Below are 18,226 nucleotides of genomic sequence, written 5' to 3' on the forward strand. Positions count from 1 at the left end.
GATCGCTCCTCTGGTTAACTTGAGCCGCTGGTGTGGCGCAGTCCAATAATTGCAAAGGGCGTGCCAAATTGATTTTTGGCAATATCCGATCAAATAATGTGCATATACATTCAAATATGCATTCAATATTGAGCGTTGGTTTCATGCTCTGGCTTTTTTGGCAGCATCGAGCTGACGAAAAGCGTGGCGAGATGCATCGATTTTGACGCCGTCAATCTGCGATCAATACGCGCGTTTTATCACCAGAGCGCCAGCGAAAAGAAAACGCGAGGAGCGCTTTTGAACGGCGCAACGCGGATTTTTGGCTTTAGGGCGTATATTTCGCGTTGCTGCGTCTTTGCTGATGACAGCGCGTCCGCGCAACAATATACGGTCAATAGCTCCGCTTAGAATCGTGCAGGTACATCATGAAAGAATGGCTTCCCGACCTCACCCGCAGCACAAGCCCCCGCTACATGGCAATTGCCGATCTGATCGATATGGATCTACGCAGCGGCATCTTGGTGGTCGGGGACCGGTTGCCGCCGCAGCGGGAACTGGCCAAGCGCCTCAATATCGATTTCACCACGGTGGCGCGGGGCTATGTCGAGGCGCACAAGCGCGGGCTGGTCAGTTCCCATGTCGGGCGGGGAACCTTCGTAACAGGGGGCGTGGATCGGGAGCGGCGCGGTTTCCAACTGGATGCGGCCCCAGACCCGCGCCGTACCCAGGCCATCGACTTTTCCATGAACATGCCGCCGGAGCCGGATGATCCGGTCCTGATCGCGCGCATGCAGGAGGGGCTTTGCGCCGTCGCGACCAATCTGGTCTCCCTGCTGCGCTATCAGGGCTTTGGCGGTTCCTCCATGGACAAGGATGCCGCCGCCGCATGGCTCAGCCGGCGCGGGCTTGTACCCTCCCAGGAGCGCATCTTCGTGACGCCTGGGGCGCACCCTGCCCTTCTGGCGATCCTGAGCAACCTCGCCAAGCCCGGACAGACGATTTTGTGCGAGAACATCACCTATCCGGGCATTCGGTCGGTGGCAGCTCAATTGCGCCTTAGCCTGTGCGGCCTGGCGATGGATGAGCACGGGGTGATCCCCGAGGCTTTCGCGGAGGCATGCAAGAACCGGTCGCCCAAGGCCATCTACATGAACCCGACGCTGCAAAATCCGACGACCCTCACCGTTCCGGAAAAGCGACGCGAGGACATCTGCGCGGTTGCCCGGAAGTATCGGGTGCCGATCGTCGAAGATGACGCCTATGGCTTCATCCCGGTGCATGCGCCTGCGCCGCTGGCCGCCATGGCGCCTGATTTGACCTGGCATATCGGCGGTCTCGCCAAATGCATTGGTGCCGGGTTGCGGCTCGCCTACGTCGTTGCACCGGATACCAAGGCCGCCTGGCCCTTCGTCAGCGCCATGCGCGCCAATAATGTCATGGCCTCGCCGCTCAATGTTGCCCTTGCGACGCGCTGGATCGAGGACGGGACGGCCGATACGATTTTGCGCTTCATTCGTGCGGAGGCGGCTGCGCGCCAGGAGATCGTCTCCGGCCTGCTGCCGGCAGGCAGCTACAAGGCGGACCCGATCAGCTTCAATATATGGCTGCCGCTGACCAATGGCTGGACGCGTTCCACCTTTGGCACGCATATGCGCAATTCCGGGATCGGCGTTGTGGCGAGCGATGCCTTCACGGTCGATGGAACGCCTGAGGAAGCGGTTCGAGTATGCCTCGGTGGATCGATCACCCGGGAAAAGCTGAAAGGCGCACTGGAATTCATGGGGCATGCCCTGGAAGGTTCGCCCGAGATGGTTGGCTCCTTCTTCTAAAGACCGGTCGCGGCGGCCCACAGTCACATTGTCGCATATTATATGCATTCAATGCATGCTAATGTTGCTTTCAATGTGAAGCAAGTCGAGTGACATCAATGGAAAGCCAATACCCACCCCTTCCACCTATGGAGACAGGCATCCGCGGACGTTGTCCGCGCTGCGGCCAGGGACATTTGTTCAAGGGGTTCCTGACGCTCAAGCCGCGTTGCGAAGTCTGCGATCTCGATTATGGTTTTGCCGATCCGGCGGATGGCCCGGCCTTCTTCGTCATCTGCTTTGCTTGCGTGCCGAGCATGCTTCTCGGAGTGTGGTTCGAGGTGGTGTACGAGCCGGCCCGGTGGGCGCATCTGATCGTGACAGTGCCCTTCATGGCGCTGACCTGTATCCCGCCGCTTCGTCCGCTGAAAGGATGGCTCGTGTGCAGCCAGTATTTCTACAAGGCGGCCGAGGGACGGTTGGCAAAGGCTGGCGAATGAGACCGTGGGTGAGCATCTGACCGCCATTGTTTTCGCCTCGGCCTCGGGCTAGGTTCCGCGCAGGCGGACGGCATGGGAAGGCCGCGGCGGAGCAAGGACGGACTATGATTAAGGCACTGATGATCGAAAGCGAAAATGTCACGCGCTTTCACCAGGTGGACAGGCAGCCGCTGGGTGCGGGCGAGGTTCGTGTAGGCGTGCGCCATATCGGACTGTGCGGCAGCGATCTCAACACCTTCAAGGGACTGAATCCTCTGGTGCAATTGCCGCGCATTCCCGGCCACGAGATCGGCGGGGAAGTGCTTGAGGTCGGCGCGGGTGTCGATGCCGGATTTCAAATCGGTGCCCGGGTCATCGTCATGCCCTATACCAATTGCGGGACATGCTCATCCTGCCGCAAGGGCCGCCTGAATGCCTGCCGCTACAACAAGACCCTCGGTGTGCAGCAGAATGGCGGGCTTGCCGAAGAGATCGTGCTTCCCGCTGCCAAATTGATCCTCAATGACACATTGGTGCCGCGTCGGCTGGCGCTCGTCGAGCCGCTGTCGGTTGGCTTCCATGCGGTTGCTCGCGGGCGTGTCGGAAAGGGAGACAAGGTCGCGGTGCTCGGCTGTGGCATGATCGGCATGGGCGCGATCATCGGTGCCGTGGCTGCCGGTGCCGAGGTCCTCGCCACCGATATCAGCCCCGAGAAGCGGGCGCTGGCCGAACGCTTTGGAGCGACGCTCACGGTGGATGCCGGCGCGGATGTTCTGGCGGCGGTGAATGATTGGACCGGTGGCGACGGCGTCGATGTGGCTCTGGAAGCAGTCGGCTTGCCGCAGACCTTCACGCAGGCCATCGACCTCGCCTGCTTTGCCGGGCGTGTTGTCTATATCGGCTATTCCAAGGCGCCGGTGACCTATGACACCAAGTTCTTCAACTTGAAGGAACTCGATATCATGGGCTCGCGCAACGCCACGATCGACGATTTTCGCGCTGTCATCCGCCATCTCGAAACGATCGGCGATCAGGCCGACGCTTTGATCTCGAAGGTCTTTGCCTTCGATGATGCCGAGCAGGCCCTGCCCTATTGGGACAGCAACCGGAACTCTCTCAAGGTGGTGATCGAGCGCTGACTCGGCTGACCTCGCGGCCGAAGGCATGATTGTCAGCGCATGGCTGATTCTACGTGTTCATGAACGAACACGCCGTCGAATCGGGTCGCACCCAATCTGCCGCCGCATGATCACGGCGAGCGCATGAGAAGGCTGGCGACGGTATCCTGTTGATAAAAAAGCGCGATCCGCAGTGCCTGCGGATCTGCAACACGCGCCCGGACCGCAATTGTCTTGTCACGCCGCGGGAATCGGGGCAGAGTGACGATAATTCTCCCGAAAATCGAGAAAAATCGTTACACGAGGCGCGCACCGGAATGAACGTGAGAAAGGCAATATCTGAGGCTTTGCCCAGTTTTGCGGAAACCATATTGGATCAGGGAAGCGAGATCTCCAGCAAGCTGGATATGTTGCGGTTCGAAAAATTTCCGCCGAACGCCCAGAAGTCGCTTCGGCTGTTCACGCTTGCCGAAGTGGCCGATTTTGTCGGCGTGTCCCAAAGCTATCTCAAGAAGCTGCATCTGCAGGGGAAGGGTGTTGAGCCAACCACGGTGACGGCGTCCGGTCGCCGCTACTACACGGCGGAACAGATGGACGAGTTGCGGGCACTGCTGGATCGCCAACCGCATCGCAAGGGCAGCGAGAAGCTTCAGGTCATCGCTGTCGTGAACTTCAAGGGCGGCTCGGGCAAGACCACGACATCGGCGCATCTCGCCCAATACCTGGCGCTGAGCGGCTATCGCGTTCTGGCCGTGGATCTCGACCCCCAGGCGTCGCTGACGGCGCTTTACGGGATACAGCCTGAGCTGGATGAGAAGCCGTCCTTTTATGAGACGCTGCGCTATGACGAGAAGCGGCGGCCAATCACTGATATCATCCAGCCGACCAATTTTCCCAATCTCGATATCGTTCCGGCCAATCTCGAACTTCAGGAATACGAATACGAGACCCCGCTCGCGATGCAGCGGAAGGATACGACGGACGGCAAGCTGTTCTATACCCGCATCGGGACTGCACTGACCGATGTCGATGATCGCTATGACGTGGTCGTGGTCGACTGCCCGCCGCAGTTGGGTTATCTCACGCTGACGGCACTGACGGCTGCGACCTCCGTCCTGATCACCGTACATCCGCAGATGCTCGATATCATGTCGATGTCGCAATTCCTGTTGATGTTGGGTGACATCCTGAAAAGCATCGAAGGTGCAGGCGTCAGCGTGAGCCTTGATTGGTTCCGCTACCTGATCACCCGCTACGAGCCGATGGACATTCCGCAGCAACAGATGGTGGGCTTCATGCAGTCCATGTTTGCGCAGCACATGATGCGCAATCACATGGTGAAGTCGACCGCCGTCTCCGATGCCGGGCTAACCAAGCAGACGCTCTACGAGGTCGAACGCTCGCAGTTTTCGCCTGCGACCTACGATCGGGCCCGCGAATCGACTGACGCTGTGAATGCCGAAGTGGCTGAGCTGATGCGCAAGGCATGGGGTCGGTGATGTCGCGTCAATTGTCAGCCGTACAGATGGGGTTTTTCTCGTTTGAAATCAGCGAGATGAACGCGAATAAGGGTGTAGATCATGGCGCGTAAGGACGTATTTGCCAATATTACGGCGACAGACAGCGCCCGTCCGGAGAGGAAGGCGACACCGGGTTACGCCACCCGTGGCGCGTCGCGCTCCATGATCAACTCCTTGGGGGAACTTGCCGAACGAGCGGCCAAGGCCGAACAGATCATGGAAGGAGAGGCTGTGGTCGATCTTGATCCTGCTCTTCTAGACGACTCCTTCGTGTCTGATCGCCTTGACGACGACGAGGTGGCCTTTGGAGAGCTGGTCGAGGCCATCAGGGAGAGGGGACAAGACAGCCCGATCCTTGTGCGGCCGCATCCAACGGCATTAGGGCGATATCAGGTGGTCTTTGGCCACAGGCGGTTGAAGGCAGCGCGGCTGCTGGAAAAGCCGGTCCGGGCCGTGATCAAGCCGATCGCCGATCTCGATCACGTCATTGCCCAGGGGCAGGAAAACTCTGCGCGGGAAAACCTGTCGTTCATCGAGCGCGCTGTCTTTGCCCAAAAGCTGCAGGATCTGGCCTATGACCGGGCCACGATCCAGAAAGCGCTTTCCGTCGATGCGCCCATGCTGACGCGGATGTTGTCTGTGGCAGGCCGTGTTCCGCATGAGGTTCTCAAAGCGATCGGAGCGGCTAAAGGAATTGGACGCGATCGATGGCTTGATCTCGCGCAGCTGCTGGAACGGCCCGACAATACCAACAGGGCCATCGCCTTGGTCAAGGAAGTCGGTTTCGCCGAGTCACCCTCGGAACACCGCTTCGAGCGTATCGTGTCGGAGCTTAAGAAAGTCCGCCGCAGCGTCAAAAGCAGTGCCGCGACAGCGACCTGGCAATCCGGCGACCAAGCAGTCAAGGCAGAATATAAGAATACCGGCAAGTCATTCACCCTGGCCTTGAAGGCTAGGGATGCCGGCAAATTCGGGCGCTTCTTGTCGGAGAACTTGGAGCGCTTCTACGACGAGTTCCGCAAGGAAGGTAGTGAACACGGAGACTAACTAGCAAAAGAAAAAGGCCCCCAAGCGACCGAAGTCGTGGAAGCCTCTCTCATCGTTTAGCAGCCTGAGAATCGCATTTCCACGAATCACTGTCAAGAGTAGAGCCGTCGTTTTGACGGGCCGATTTCGTTTGCCTTACAACAGGTGAAGGAAAATGCAGGTTGGAAATGTAACCACGCCCTTTGGGCGGCGGGCGATGACGCTTGGGATGCTTGCAACGCAGGTCACCAGCGCGACCATCGCTCCAGGTAAGTCGATCGACAAATGGAAGCTATACCGCGCCCTGTGTGAAGCGCGGGTGCGGCTTGGGATATCCGACCGCGCGCTGTCCCTCTTGAATGCGCTCTTGTCGTTCTCGCCGAAGTCAGAGCTATCGGAGGAGAACGGGCTGGTGGTCTTCCCGTCAAACAACCAGCTGTCCCTCAGGGCAAACGGCATGGCAGAGGCGACGATACGCCGGCATTTGGCCGTACTCGTTCAAGCGGGTCTGCTGGTTCGCAGGGACAGCGCGAACGGCAAGCGCTATGCCCGACGGGACGAGCACGGCGACCTCGACGAGGCCTTTGGTTTTTCGTTGGCGCCACTTCTGGCTCGTGCCGAGGAGATCGAGCAGATCGCTGCTGATGTCGTTGCAGAACGCCTGCATCTGCAGCGGCTTCGCGAGCGTCTGACGATATGCCGGCGCGACGTCGCCAAGCTCATCAATACGGCGCTGGAAGAGGGGGCGCCTGGGGACTGGCTCGACGCACAGGCTGAACTTCGGCTACTCGTCGGGGCTTTACCGCGCGTTCCGATAGCCCAGGATCTCGACAATGTCTTGAAGTCCGTCGAAGAACTCCGCGACCGATTGGTTAACAGATTGCAAACGCTGTCTTCTTACAAAAATATAATCGGCAGTCCCGATCAAAGTGAGCGGCACATACAGAATTCAAATACCGAATCACCGAATGAATCTGAACCAGCCTTCGAAAAAAGGCAGGAGCAAAAACCGAAGGTCGTGCAGCTTGACCCTGGAACACAGTTGAAGGCATTTCCGCTGTCTATGGTCCTGCGGGCATGCCCCGAAATCTCGGCCTATGGACCGGGCGGCGCCATATCCAGCTGGCGCGAAATGATGGCTGCGGCGGTGCTTGTGCGATCGATGCTCGGCGTCAGCCCTTCGGCCTACGAGCATGCCTGTGAGGTGATGGGGCCTGAAAGCGCGGCCGTGGCGGTTGCTTGCATCCTCGAAAGGGGAGGGGAGATCAACTCGGCCGGCGGCTATCTGCGCGACCTGACCCGACGGGCGGAGCGCGGCGAGTTTTCCTTGGGGCCGATGCTCATGGCCTTGCTGAGAGCACGCGGCGTTTCGGACAGGCAGGCATCATGAGCGATCAGTTGCGCCTGCTAAATCCGAGCATCAAGCATCCTGTGATCGACCTACCAAGGCGGCTGACTGCAGGTCCGGGCTCAGAGGCCCGCCGCCTTTGTCATGTTCACGCGAAAGCGGTCGCGGCGCCGCTGGTATTTTCTGGTCATTTCGGCCGAGGCATGGCCGAGTTGTTTTTGAACATGCCGTTCATCGACCTCCGCCGAGGAGGCGAGGCCGGCGCGAAGCGAGTGACCGGCAAATTTCTGCGCGCGTTCGCCTTCCGGCAGATCGCCACGCACACCTGCTGCAAGCGCGGTACGCTTCACCAGTCTTGCAATCTCCTGATCGTTCAACCGCTCGGAGCCGACCGATTTTCCGTGCTTGGTCACCCGGCGGAAGACGGGACCATGGGCAATCCTGGCGAATTTCATCCAGGCCGTCAGCGCCGCGACGGGGCAGGTGAGATCAGACGAACCGCGGCCGATCTCGACTTCTCGCCATCCGGTCTTTCCCCGCAATGTCAGCAGAACGCCCTTATCGAGGATTTCGAGATAGCCGCGGCCGTCTTCCGTCTGGTCCCGACCGACATCCAGCCCGGTGATCTCCGAGCGCCTCAAGCCGCCGGCAAATCCGATCAGGAGCATGGCCCGGTCGCGCAGTCCTCGAAGCGTGCTGCGATCCAGCGTCTCCAGCATGGCTATGAGATCTTCGGGCAGCACCGCTTCCTTCTGCTGCGGCGGGCGGCCATGGGAGTTGCGGATGCCGGCCATCACGGTGGCGATGTGGCGGTCCCGTCGCTCCAGAGACAGGCCTCTTTGCGCATAGTTCCAGGTGATCGAGGACAAGCGGCGCTCGATCGTCGAGACGGAGTTCTTGCGGCCATCCGCGCTGGCGGCACCCGACGCACAAGCGGTGATGTAAAGCCCCACCACCTGCGGGCTTGGCGGCATCAGGGGCAGGTTTTGCCGGCGGCACCACGTCGAGTAATGCGACCAGTCAGAGGCATAGGCGCGCCGGGTGTTCGCGGAACTGGCCGCTTCGACATAAGTGCGGGCCCGCGCAACGAGATCGTCCAGATGCGCAGGCAGGCTTTCGCCGCTGTCGTCTTGCCTGTCCAGCGCATGAACAGGCGTATGTCCGTCATGCGGGTCCAGATGATCGTGGTCTTCCGGTAAACTGCTGCTGGCGGTCATTGGGCTTCCGATTGTCGTGAACGAATCATGCACATCACTATAGCCCGGCAGAAACCGGTTTGACGACTGTTGTGGAGTCCTTGCGTCCCCGCCATCCGAAAACCGCGTATAGTCCTGGCCACGGACGAGAATCGGTGAAAGCTCACAGGGAGCGATAATGCAAGGTTATCATGCGTTATTTGCAAGCATCATAGTGGGCGGTTTGTGCGTTATTTAAATGGAGTTATGTCGCTGTCTATGCCAGTCCGCGACGCTTCAATCCCACTGGAAAAATCCGCAGCTTCGACATGGCTGCTGACTTCTCTGATGCAAGAGTTTGCCGACAGGCACGCTGCAAGGACTTGCATCTAGGCGAGGCTGATCAAGTCGCGCGACAAACGGTTCATGGTTTGGGCTCCTTCCTGCGTGATCAAGAACTGTTCCTCGATCATCAGGGCGCCTATGCCATTGGCATAAAACGGCGCTTCCAGGGCCAGCACCATTCCCGGCTCTATGACGATGGGGTTGGCGTGGGAGAGGAAGGGCCATTCCTCGATGCCGGTGGCTGATCCGACCGAGTGGCCGAAATGGCCACGGTAATACTCGTGGAATCCATGCCGGCGCATGGTCGACAACATCGCCGCATGTACCTCGCCAAAGGTCTTGCCGGGTCTCAGAACCTCGACGCCTGCCAGGAATGCGTCGAGCAGGGCCTTGTAGATTTCAGCCGCCAGCGGCGCGGGTGTGCCCCAGACGAAGGTGCGGGCGCCATCGGAGGAGTAGCCATCGACCAGTGTGCCGACATCCGCCTTGATTAGATCGCCTGGACCGAGGATGGCCGCACCGTTCTGCAGATCTGGCCCGATGGAGATATAGTCCCAGTGGCCCGACAGCCCGAAACCGCCCTGGCTTGCCGCCGCGCGAGCACCCGAGAGCCAGGCGGCGGAAAGGTCCGCAACCCCGATGCCCGGACGTGCCTCGCGCATCAGGCTTTCCAGCCCTGCCTCCGCGCAGTGGGCCGCGCGGCGCAGCCGGTCGATTTCCCTGTAGTTCTTGATCAGCCGCAACCGCCGCAGCACCTCGGAGCCATCGCGCCACGTCACATCGGGGATCGCTCGTTGCAGCAGGGCAAAATCGGCGGCCGGCATGAAGTCGAGGTCGATGCCAAGGCGAGCACGGGAGAGGCCGCGCTCGTCCAGCAGGTCGCGCAGCAGGGCGAAACATTGGGCCTGGTCGAAGGTTTCCGGACGCGGACCCACATTGGCGCTCTGGCGATAGGCGGCGTCGATGTCGGCGATGGAGCTGGCATCTGAGGCCGTCACCCCGTCGATCCAGATGCGATGCGTGCGGATGTCGATGGGCCGTGCACTTCCCGCTGCGTGATCGCTCATGATGGCCGCAAGAGGTGCGCCCGCATCGGCGGGCACCAGCGCAATGGCCGAGCCGGCGCGTCCCCACATCGTCGCGACGCCGGCTGCGAGGCCCGTCGCATAGCGGAATGCCTCGGGACGGAAGAGAACCATGCCCTCCAGCCCGTCCGCCGCCAGCAGTGTTTGCGCCCTTGCCCGATCGATCTCGCTCATTGCACCCTCATTGTCCTCACCCGGCGTCATGCAGCACCGGCGCGAAATCTATCCTCCGGTTTCACGTTCGTTGAAAGACAATTCCAGAGGATTTCCATAAATTGGATCGGAGGAGGATGGCATGCCGGCCCGCGGACGCTATGATTGCTCCCATGAACGCCGGCCGACGGCGATCGCCATACAGGAGAATGACATGAGCGGTTCCACAATCCGCAATCGCGCGCTGACATCCGCGTTTGCCGCCGTATTCGCGACAGGGGTCTTTGGCTCCGCGCTTGCGCAGCAGGCCAATCCGGACGCCACGATCAACATCGGATCGCTTTACGAGCCGCAGAACCTCGACAACACCGCCGGTGCTGGCCAGGGCATCAACGAAGCGTTCAACGGCAATGTCTATGAGGCCCTGTTCCGCCTCACCGACGCCGGCACGGTAGAGCCCGTTCTGGCCAAGGACACCAAGGTCAGCGAGGACGGCCTCACCTACACCTTTACCCTGCAGCCGGGCGTTACCTTCCATTCCGGCGCGCCGCTCACGTCGAAGGATGTGAAATTCTCGATCGAGCGCGTCCGGGCGGAGGCTTCCAAGAGCTCGCGCAAGAACAGCCTGAAAAACATCGCCAGTATCGAAACGCCTGATGATGCAACCGTGGTGGTGAAGCTTGCCTCGCGGTCCATCTCCTTGCCATACAACCTTAGCTATGTCTGGGTTGCCAATGACGAGGCGGGGGATTTCCAGGCCAAGGAAGATGGCACCGGCCCTTACACCCTGCAGGAATGGCGCCGTGGTTCGTCGCTGGCGCTTTCCCGCTTCGACAAATACTGGGGCGAAAAGCCTAAGAATGCCGACGTGGTGTTCCAGTATTTCACCGAGGCGACCGCGCTCAACAATGCGCTGCTCACCGGCTCGGTCGATATCATCACCTCGGTGCAGAGCCCGGATTCGCTCGCGCAGTTCAAGGACAACAAGGAATTCACCGTCAGCGAGGGCAAGTCCACCACCAAGCTGCTGCTCGCCTATAACGACCGCGTCGCGCCATTCGACAACGTCAAGGTCCGCAAGGCGCTGGCCCGGGCGATCGACGACGAGAAGCTGCTGAAGGCGGTTTGGGGCGATTACGGCACGCTGATCGGCTCCTTCGTGCCGCCGACGGATGCCTGGTATGTCGATCTCACCAAGACCGACGCCTATGATCCGGAAAGCGCCAAGGCGCTCTTGAAGGAAGCCGGCTATCCCGACGGCTTCACCTTCACCATCGATACGCCGAACTACGACCCGCACCCGATCGCCGCCCAGTTCATCCAGAGCGAACTGGCCAAGGTTGGCGTGAAGGTGGAGATCAACGTGATCACCGCCAACGAGTGGTACACCAAGGTCTACAAGGCCCATGATTTCCAGGCGACGCTGCAGGAACACGTGAACCATCGCGACATCGTGTTCTACGGCAATCCCGACTTCTACTGGGGCTACAACAACCCCAAGGTGGTTGATCTGATCAAGCAGGCGGAAGCCAGCGCCACGGAAGCGGAGCAGGCCGAGAAGCTCAAGGAAGCCAACATCCAGATCGCCGAGGATGCGGCCAGCAACTGGTTCTACCTCTATCCGCAGATCGTCGTCTCGAAGGCGACGGTCAGCGGCTATTCGTTGAACGGCCTGAACTCGCAGTTCTTCGCCTATGGCATAACCAAGGCCGAATAAAAGGTCTTCCTAGGCCCAACTCGACACCGGACGCCGCCTGACCTATTTTCAGGCGGCGTTTTCGCATGGGAGTAACGACCATCCTATCCTATCTCATCCGCCGCTCGGCCATCCTGGCGCTGTCGGTCGTCATCGCCGCCGTCATCCTGTTCGTGCTCCTGCGTCTGCTTCCCGGCGATCCCGCCAATGCGCTGGTCTCCGTCGGCGCGGACGCCGCACAGATCGAGGCCGCGCGCAAACAGGTCGGCTCTGATCTGCCGATCTATCAGCAATTCCTGCAGTTTGCCGGCAATCTCGCGCGGTTCGACCTTGGCAATTCCTTTGTTTCGGGCGCGCCCGTACTGGCCGAAATCGGCAAGCGGCTGATCGTGACCGTGCCGCTCACCTTGCTCGCCTTCGTTGTCGCCGTCGCGATCGCCGTGCCGCTCGGCATCCTCTCGGTGGTGCGCCAGCACAAGTGGTATGGCGGCCTGATCTCCGTCGTCTCGCAGCTCGGCATCGCCATTCCGGTGTTCTGGATCGGCATTCTTCTTGTCACTCTCTTCGCCGTCAACCTCAGGCTCTTCCCGTCGGGCGGCTTCCCATCGCGTGGTTGGCAGGCGCCGGGTGCTGCCTTGCAGGCGCTCATATTGCCGGTTGCCACCATCGCCATCGTCATGTCGGCCTCGCTGATCCGCTATGTCAGGTCGGCCACCCAGGATGTGCTGGGCAGCGATTACCTGCGCACCGCCCGCGCTTTGGGCGCCAGTTATTCCGAGGCGCTGATCCGCCACGGCATCCGTAATGGCGCCGTACCTGTCATTTCCGTGCTCGGCATCGAGCTCGCCTCCACGCTGCTCGGGGCCGTGGTGGTGGAGCGGGTCTTCGCCTTGCCCGGTCTCGGCTCCATGCTGCTCTTGGGGATCGAGCAGCGGGATTATCCCAATGTTCAGGGCGTGCTGTTCGTCTCCACGCTGCTGGTGCTGCTTTTGGGCTTTGCTGCCGATATCATCCAGCGGCTGATCGACCCGCGCCTGCGCGGCCGCATGGCCGGAGGCGCCGCATGAACACCTCGGCAACCCAACAAAACAAGAGATTTGCGCTGCCCTGGCCTTTCGTCGTCGGTGGCTTGCTGGTCGGGCTACATCTCGTCGTGGCGCTGCTCTCGCTGGTCTGGACGCCGTATGGCGTCAGCGACATGGTCGGCGGTCGGCTCGAGGGGCCGTCGCTCGCCCACCTTGCCGGAACGGACCGCCTGGGCCGCGATCTGATGACGCAGATCATGATCGGCTCGCGCATCGCCGTCATTGTCGGCTGCGGTGCGGTGGCACTCGGTGCCCTGCTGGGTGTCACCATCGGCGTGCTCGCAGCTTTCGCCAGCCGCACGCTGGACGACGTGCTGGCCGCGGCGCTCGACATCCTGATCGCCTTCCCCACGCTTCTTTTGGCAATGCTGATCGTCGCATCGAGCGACGGCGCAAGCCTCGGGACCGCGATCCTGGCGATCGGCATTGCCGGCTCGGCCATCGTGGCGCGTCTGACGCGCATCCTGGTCAAGCGTATCCTGTCGATGGATTACATCACCGCCGCGCGCATTTCCGGCACGTCCTGGCCTGCTATCGTCCGCATTCATATCCTCCCCAATATCTGGCCGACGCTGATCGTCAATTTCGCGCTGCAATTCGGCTTGGCGGTCATTGCGGAAGCTTCGCTGTCCTATCTCGGTCTCGGCGCGCCGCCGCCAAACGCCTCTTGGGGCAGGCTGCTGCAGGAGGCGCAGGCCTCGGTCTATACCGCACCCTTCGGCGCGATTGCACCCGGCGTTGCACTGGTCTCGCTCGTCATCGGTCTCAATCTCTTCGCGGACGGCCTGCGCGATGTGGCCGACCCAACCCGCAGGAGAAGCCGATGAGCCCGTTGCTCTCAGTGGACAGCCTCTATATCCGCACCGTGGAAACCACGCTGGTCTCCGGAGTCTCCTTCACCATTGATGCCGGCGAACGTGTCGGCCTTGTCGGCGAATCCGGCTCGGGCAAATCCCTGACGGCGCTGGCGGTGCTCGGCCTTTTGCCGGACGCGATGCGCGTGGAGGGATCCGTTCGGCTCGATGGCCATGAAGTTGTGGGCGCGCGGGACCGCGATCTCGTGCCGCTGCGAGGGGTTAGTGTCGCCGCCGTGTTCCAGGAGCCGATGACGGCGCTCGATCCGCTGATGCGGATCGGCGACCAGGTGGGCGAGGTGGTCAGGCGGCGCGCCAACCGCGACGGCGAGACGCCGGGCAGGGCGGAGGTGAGGGCGCGCGTTCTCACCCTGCTTGACCGCGTCGCGCTGCCGGAGCCGGAGCGGATCGCTCGCGCCTATCCGCATGGCATATCGGGCGGCCAGCGCCAGCGTGCGGCGATAGCCATGGCGCTGGCCTGCCGGCCGAAGCTCCTTATCGCCGACGAGCCGACCACGGCGCTCGACGTGACGACCCAGGCCGAGGTGCTGAAGCTGCTGGAGGGCCTGGTGCGTGACGAGGGCATGGCGCTTCTGTTCATCAGCCACGACCTGCCGGTGGTGGCTGCTGTCACCGAACGGGCCCTGGTCATGCGCCACGGAGAACTGATCGAGGCAGGACCCGTCGGCCCACTGTTCCATCGCCCCACCCATCCCTATACGCAGGGCCTGGTTGCGGCCGCCCGCGCCTTCGACCAAGCCCTGGAGGCTGCCCTGTGACGCTGCTTGATCTTTCCGGCCTGTCCTTCGGCTATTCCCCGGCAAAGCCGGTGCTGCGGGATATCGACCTTGCCGTGGCCGCCGGCGACAATCTCGGCATTGTCGGCGAATCCGGCTCCGGCAAGACGACCTTGCTGAAGCTGCTTCTGGGATTGGAGCGTCCCACCGTGGGTAGGATCTCGTTTCGCGGCAAACCGCTTGATACGTCAGACCGAGGCTTCATACGCGGCTTTCGGCGGAGCGTTCAGGCGGTCTTCCAGGATCCCTATTCGTCGCTCGATCCGCGCCAGAAGGTGTTCGACATCATTGCAGAGCCGCTGCGCTCTCTGAAGGTGGAGACCGATGTTGCGGCCGCGGTGGCGCAGGCGCTTGCGGATGTCGACCTGCCGGCCGATGCCGCCGGGCGCTACCCCCACGAGTTTTCCGGAGGCCAGCGGCAGCGCATCGCGATTGCCCGCGCCATCGTCGCCAAACCGGAGCTGATCATCGCCGACGAGGTGGTCAGCGCGCTCGACCTGACAACGCGCACACGCATCATCGACCTGCTGCGCGTGCTGTCGCCGCGCATCACCTTCGTCGTCGTGTCGCACGATATCTCTCTGGTTGCGCTGCTGTGCCAGCAACTCGTGGTGCTGGAAAAGGGGAGGATCGTCGAGCAGGGCAGGACGCGCGACATTCTCGCGCATCCCCAGCATCCCTATACCCAAAGGCTGCTGGCCAGCACGCCGCGCATGCCGGCCTTGGTTTGAACCAGGTCTGAAGTCGGGCTGCCTGACGGTGCGTTCCCAGATGCGAGGTCATCACCCGGCGGGCCTAGGGTCAGCCCGCCGGTCCATCCGCGTGTCGCGGGGGGCTTAAGCCGCCGCCATCACGTCTGCGACCATTTTCTCGGCCTGGCGCAAGGCCGCGACGACGCGGTTCTGTCCGCGCACCAGTTGCGTCCTGGCGAAGCCCAGTTTTTCCGGCCCCAGCTTGTCGAGATCGGCCGCCGTTGCAAGGGCAGGCAGTTCCGGAATCGGGATCGCCGGATCGTGTCGGAAGCGCTGCTCGCGGGTGTAGTTGAGCGGCACCAGGATACGGGCGAGCCCCTGGATGACCGCGTTGGCCGGCTCAGGCGGAACCTGGCCTTCGGCAATTCCGGCGTAGAAGGCGTCAAGTCGGGCCGCCATGCTGTCGACGGCTTTGCGGGCAGGCGAAAGATCGAAACGATCACCGGCCTTTTTCTGGTAGTCATCGACGGTATGACGGAATTCCTTGGCAGTCGCACGCCAGTCGAATGGCAGGACCGTCGCATTGGCATTGCGCATCACCGCCAGCAGATAGACCTTGATGTCGCGTTCCAGGATGGTCTTGTCGGCAATCTCGAGCGTGTCGTTTTCGGTATGCCAGGCGATGTTCCCGCCGCAGCCGCCAACGGTGTAGTACCCCTTTTCCTCCCGGTCGCGGTCGGTCATGGTCGACGACAGCATGAGATAGCTGCTGATACCGATATTGTTGAAGGAATAGTCGCCGGCGCGGTGAGGGCGCTCCGCCTCCGCAGCCTTGCCTGCCACCTCCTGGATCACGTCCGAAAGGAAGGCCTCGGTTTCGCTCATCATGCACAGATTGATGAATTCGGTAGCCCAGCGGCAGCCGGGGCTATCGCAATTGACCTGCGCCACGCAGTTCTCGTCCAGATCCAGCGCAAAATTATCGGCGAACCAGGTGGAGCCGGCATAACGGCCGGTGGAGTGGCCGGGCCACCAGCAGATCCTGACCGAGCGCTTCAGCTTGTCGCGGTTTGCCCAGAGCACCCGCGCGATTTCCAGCATGGTGGCGTCGCCGGTGGCATTGTCACCCACGCCGACATCCCAACTGTCGAGGTGCCCGTGGAGCAGCACGTATTTCTCGGGTTCCTCGGTGCCCTTGATGAAGACTTCGGGCAGCTTACTCTTGAACCAGCCCTCTTCCATTTCCGTGTAGACGGTCACCTCCGCGCCGGTCTCGGCGAGCGCCATCAGGGCATCGCCGCTTTCCCGGTTGACAGCGACAGCCGGGATTTTTGGCTTGCGCGGCAGGTCGTCGAGGTCAGGCGTTCCCCAGATCGTGGTGCAGATGCCCCAATGGATATCGACGCCCGGATTGATCGCGATGACACCGATTGCCCCCATGTCGGAAAACTGAGCCACAAGGCCGGGATTGGCGAAGCCTTCGGACAACACGATCTTGCCCCGCACACGCGACGCAAGCTCGCTGGTATCCTCGACGGATCGCTCGAACATGGTGGAAATGGCTCTGGGCTGGTTGCTGGCCACGTAGATGAGCTGGCCCTTGACACCATCACGGGCGTCGCGGGCATAGGCCGGCGGCTTGGCGCGAAAGGTTTTGCCGACAGCCTCGACCCTAGCGAGACCGGGGAGGCTGAGATGCAGGCTGGGCTCATGCATGGTGACCTCGACGCCATGCCGCGCCAGGCGGGCCGCCACCTCATCCATGGCGCGGTTCACATCGGTCGGATGCTCCCGCTTGTAGGTGGCGAAGCTCTTCACCAAGGCCCATGGCTCCTCAAGGGAGACGGCTTCCAAAATCGCGGATTCCATCTGATTCATGCCAATATCCTCCGTTGTTTCATCAGTTAAAACATTGTTTCATAATTCTGATGAAGGCTAACAGAGGTCGATCTGGCTCGCAAGCGAGGAGTTGATGGCCGGGGCGTGCAAAGGCGGACCGGTGCCGCAACACCAGTCGCAAGGTCAAAAACAGATCATTGCAAAAGCCGAGGCTAGACGGCGGCGCTGGCCGCTGGCGCCTTGGGGGCCGCCTTTCGGCCGGGGGAGATGGACAGGCGTTCGGAAATTTCCGCCGCCGCCTCAAGGGCGGCCTGGAGATAGCTTGTCCGCCGTTCCTCATCGAAACGGGCGACGGCGCCGGCGACTGAAATCGAGGCGATGACGGAACCATCGGTGCCGGTGATGGGCGCTGCCACCGAAAAGGCGCCTTCGTCCAGATCGTTGATGGCGATGTTGTAGCCATTGGCCCGGATGCGCTCCAGCGCCTGACGCAGCCTGGCCTCATCCGTGATCGTATAGGGCGTGAAGGCCTCAAGCGGCGGCGTCACGACGGCGTCGATGACCGCCGCATCGGCAAAGGCCAGCAACAGCATCGAGCCACCACCCGCATGCAGGGGACCGTTTCGCCCGGCCTGGGCAAAGAGGCGGATCGAGTGATGGCCCGATCGGGTCGCCAGCACATAGCTGCGCAAGCCCTCGCGCACCACAAGATTGACGTTTTCGGAGGTCCGGTCGCGCAGCGCATCCATGACGGGGCGGGCCGCATGCAACAGGCTGCCATCCTTGCCGAGCCGCTCGCCCAGGACCCCCACACGATAACCCAGCGAATATTCCGCCCGCTCCGCATCGCGCGAGACAAACCCGCGCTCCTCAAGGGTGCAGAGCAGCCGGAAGACGAGGGATTTCGTCATGCCAAGGGATTTGGCCAGGGCGGTCACGCCCTGCTCGGGCTTGTCGGCCAGGGCCTCCAGCAGTGCGAGCGCCCGGTCGACCGCGGCAATCTTGTAGTCTTTGGTATCCTTCATTGGCGTTCTCCCCTTGTCACGGCGATCTTGTGATCGCTTCTTGCAATCTTTCAAGAATGTGTTTTACTAACCAAAAATACGAAACACTGTTTCATACAATAAAACAAGATGGGGCTCCGCGTAATTTCATTTTCCTGCGATCCCAAGGCCGGATTGGGGTCCCAGTCAAATCAGCGGCGGCTTTTACCGGCGGCAATGC

The 18,226-nt window shown here is 61.5% G+C and carries 15 protein-coding genes; 11 read left to right on the plus strand and 4 right to left on the minus strand.

Annotation, left to right across the window (positions count from 1 at the left end; genetic code table 11):
* Positions 1-407: 407 nt before the first annotated feature.
* The 6 genes from B9A97_RS08060 (at position 408) to repC (ending at position 7,323) form a co-directional block, all read left to right on the plus strand.
* Positions 408-1,811, plus strand: coding sequence for an aminotransferase-like domain-containing protein (locus B9A97_RS08060; protein ID WP_084364586.1), 1,404 nt, complete (start codon positions 408-410; stop codon positions 1,809-1,811).
* A gap of 98 nt (positions 1,812-1,909) precedes the next feature.
* Positions 1,910-2,290 carry a DUF983 domain-containing protein gene (locus tag B9A97_RS08065; RefSeq protein WP_084364587.1) on the plus strand — a complete coding sequence of 127 codons (381 nt, stop codon included), beginning with the start codon at positions 1,910-1,912 and terminating at the stop codon, positions 2,288-2,290.
* A 104-nt stretch (positions 2,291-2,394) separates the two neighbouring features.
* The gene (locus B9A97_RS08070) at positions 2,395-3,408 is read left to right on the plus strand and encodes a zinc-binding alcohol dehydrogenase family protein (RefSeq protein WP_084364589.1); all 1,014 of its coding nucleotides are present in this window, start codon (positions 2,395-2,397) and stop codon (positions 3,406-3,408) included.
* Positions 3,409-3,704: 296 nt separating this feature from the next.
* Positions 3,705-4,886, plus strand: a complete 1,182-nt coding sequence (gene repA / locus B9A97_RS08075; RefSeq protein WP_084364591.1) for a plasmid partitioning protein RepA — start codon at positions 3,705-3,707, stop codon at positions 4,884-4,886.
* Between the two features lie 81 nt (positions 4,887-4,967).
* Positions 4,968-5,954: a plasmid partitioning protein RepB gene (repB, locus tag B9A97_RS08080; protein ID WP_084364593.1), complete on the plus strand. Its 987-nt coding sequence runs from the start codon at positions 4,968-4,970 to the stop codon at positions 5,952-5,954.
* Positions 5,955-6,108: 154 nt separating this feature from the next.
* Positions 6,109-7,323 (plus strand): plasmid replication protein RepC, encoded by a 1,215-nt coding sequence (gene repC / locus B9A97_RS08085; protein WP_084364594.1) that lies wholly within the window; start codon positions 6,109-6,111, stop codon positions 7,321-7,323.
* A gap of 80 nt (positions 7,324-7,403) precedes the next feature.
* Here repC and B9A97_RS08090 read toward each other — a convergent pair whose 3' ends face one another.
* Entirely contained in the window at positions 7,404-8,498 is a 1,095-nt protein-coding gene (locus B9A97_RS08090) for a site-specific integrase (RefSeq protein ID WP_143530370.1), read from the minus strand.
* 347 nt (positions 8,499-8,845) lie between these two features.
* Positions 8,846-10,060 carry a M24 family metallopeptidase gene (locus tag B9A97_RS08095; protein ID WP_084364957.1) on the minus strand — a complete coding sequence of 405 codons (1,215 nt, stop codon included), beginning with the start codon at positions 10,058-10,060 and terminating at the stop codon, positions 8,846-8,848.
* 193 nt (positions 10,061-10,253) lie between these two features.
* Between B9A97_RS08095 and B9A97_RS08100 the strand changes: the two genes are divergently transcribed.
* The 5 genes from B9A97_RS08100 (at position 10,254) to B9A97_RS08120 (ending at position 15,202) form a co-directional block, all read left to right on the plus strand.
* The gene (locus B9A97_RS08100) at positions 10,254-11,756 is read left to right on the plus strand and encodes an ABC transporter substrate-binding protein (protein WP_084364959.1); all 1,503 of its coding nucleotides are present in this window, start codon (positions 10,254-10,256) and stop codon (positions 11,754-11,756) included.
* A 65-nt stretch (positions 11,757-11,821) separates the two neighbouring features.
* Complete coding sequence (locus tag B9A97_RS08105) at positions 11,822-12,802, plus strand: ABC transporter permease (protein ID WP_179145246.1); 981 nt, start codon at positions 11,822-11,824, stop codon at positions 12,800-12,802.
* Complete coding sequence (locus tag B9A97_RS08110) at positions 12,799-13,647, plus strand: ABC transporter permease (protein WP_084364598.1); 849 nt, start codon at positions 12,799-12,801, stop codon at positions 13,645-13,647. The genes B9A97_RS08105 and B9A97_RS08110 overlap by 4 nt, the downstream gene beginning before the upstream one ends.
* Entirely contained in the window at positions 13,644-14,453 is an 810-nt protein-coding gene (locus B9A97_RS08115; RefSeq protein ID WP_084364600.1) for an ATP-binding cassette domain-containing protein, read from the plus strand. Before B9A97_RS08110 ends, B9A97_RS08115 begins: the two co-directional genes overlap by 4 nt.
* Entirely contained in the window at positions 14,450-15,202 is a 753-nt protein-coding gene (locus B9A97_RS08120; RefSeq protein ID WP_084364602.1) for an ABC transporter ATP-binding protein, read from the plus strand. The genes B9A97_RS08115 and B9A97_RS08120 overlap by 4 nt, the downstream gene beginning before the upstream one ends.
* A gap of 105 nt (positions 15,203-15,307) precedes the next feature.
* Here the strand turns inward: B9A97_RS08120 and B9A97_RS08125 are convergent, their stop codons facing one another.
* Both B9A97_RS08125 and B9A97_RS08130 read right to left on the minus strand, forming a co-directional pair.
* Complete coding sequence (locus B9A97_RS08125; RefSeq protein ID WP_084364604.1) at positions 15,308-17,041, minus strand: M28 family peptidase; 1,734 nt, start codon at positions 17,039-17,041, stop codon at positions 15,308-15,310.
* Between the two features lie 173 nt (positions 17,042-17,214).
* Positions 17,215-18,027 (minus strand): IclR family transcriptional regulator, encoded by an 813-nt coding sequence (locus B9A97_RS08130; RefSeq protein ID WP_084364606.1) that lies wholly within the window; start codon positions 18,025-18,027, stop codon positions 17,215-17,217.
* Between the last annotated feature and the right edge of the window lie 199 nt (positions 18,028-18,226).

It is taken from the genome of Rhizobium sp. RU36D, from assembly GCF_900176345.1.
GTDB lineage: Bacteria > Pseudomonadota > Alphaproteobacteria > Rhizobiales > Rhizobiaceae > Allorhizobium.

What these genes read in the sequence shown, in the direction of transcription:
- B9A97_RS08095 (WP_084364957.1), bottom strand. Translation starts at nt 10,060, where the DNA reads ATGAGCGAGATCGATCGGGCAAGGGCGCAAACACTGCTGGCGGCGGAC.
- repA (WP_084364591.1), top strand. Translation starts at nt 3,705, where the DNA reads ATGAACGTGAGAAAGGCAATATCTGAGGCTTTGCCCAGTTTTGCGGAA.
- B9A97_RS08065 (WP_084364587.1), top strand. Translation starts at nt 1,910, where the DNA reads ATGGAAAGCCAATACCCACCCCTTCCACCTATGGAGACAGGCATCCGC.
- repB (WP_084364593.1), top strand. Translation starts at nt 4,968, where the DNA reads ATGGCGCGTAAGGACGTATTTGCCAATATTACGGCGACAGACAGCGCC.
- B9A97_RS08130 (WP_084364606.1), bottom strand. Translation starts at nt 18,027, where the DNA reads ATGAAGGATACCAAAGACTACAAGATTGCCGCGGTCGACCGGGCGCTC.
- B9A97_RS08070 (WP_084364589.1), top strand. Translation starts at nt 2,395, where the DNA reads ATGATTAAGGCACTGATGATCGAAAGCGAAAATGTCACGCGCTTTCAC.
- B9A97_RS08100 (WP_084364959.1), top strand. Translation starts at nt 10,254, where the DNA reads ATGAGCGGTTCCACAATCCGCAATCGCGCGCTGACATCCGCGTTTGCC.
- B9A97_RS08125 (WP_084364604.1), bottom strand. Translation starts at nt 17,041, where the DNA reads ATGAATCAGATGGAATCCGCGATTTTGGAAGCCGTCTCCCTTGAGGAG.
- repC (WP_084364594.1), top strand. Translation starts at nt 6,109, where the DNA reads ATGCAGGTTGGAAATGTAACCACGCCCTTTGGGCGGCGGGCGATGACG.
- B9A97_RS08060 (WP_084364586.1), top strand. Translation starts at nt 408, where the DNA reads ATGAAAGAATGGCTTCCCGACCTCACCCGCAGCACAAGCCCCCGCTAC.
- B9A97_RS08110 (WP_084364598.1), top strand. Translation starts at nt 12,799, where the DNA reads ATGAACACCTCGGCAACCCAACAAAACAAGAGATTTGCGCTGCCCTGG.
- B9A97_RS08105 (WP_179145246.1), top strand. Translation starts at nt 11,822, where the DNA reads ATGGGAGTAACGACCATCCTATCCTATCTCATCCGCCGCTCGGCCATC.
- B9A97_RS08115 (WP_084364600.1), top strand. Translation starts at nt 13,644, where the DNA reads ATGAGCCCGTTGCTCTCAGTGGACAGCCTCTATATCCGCACCGTGGAA.
- B9A97_RS08090 (WP_143530370.1), bottom strand. Translation starts at nt 8,498, where the DNA reads ATGACCGCCAGCAGCAGTTTACCGGAAGACCACGATCATCTGGACCCG.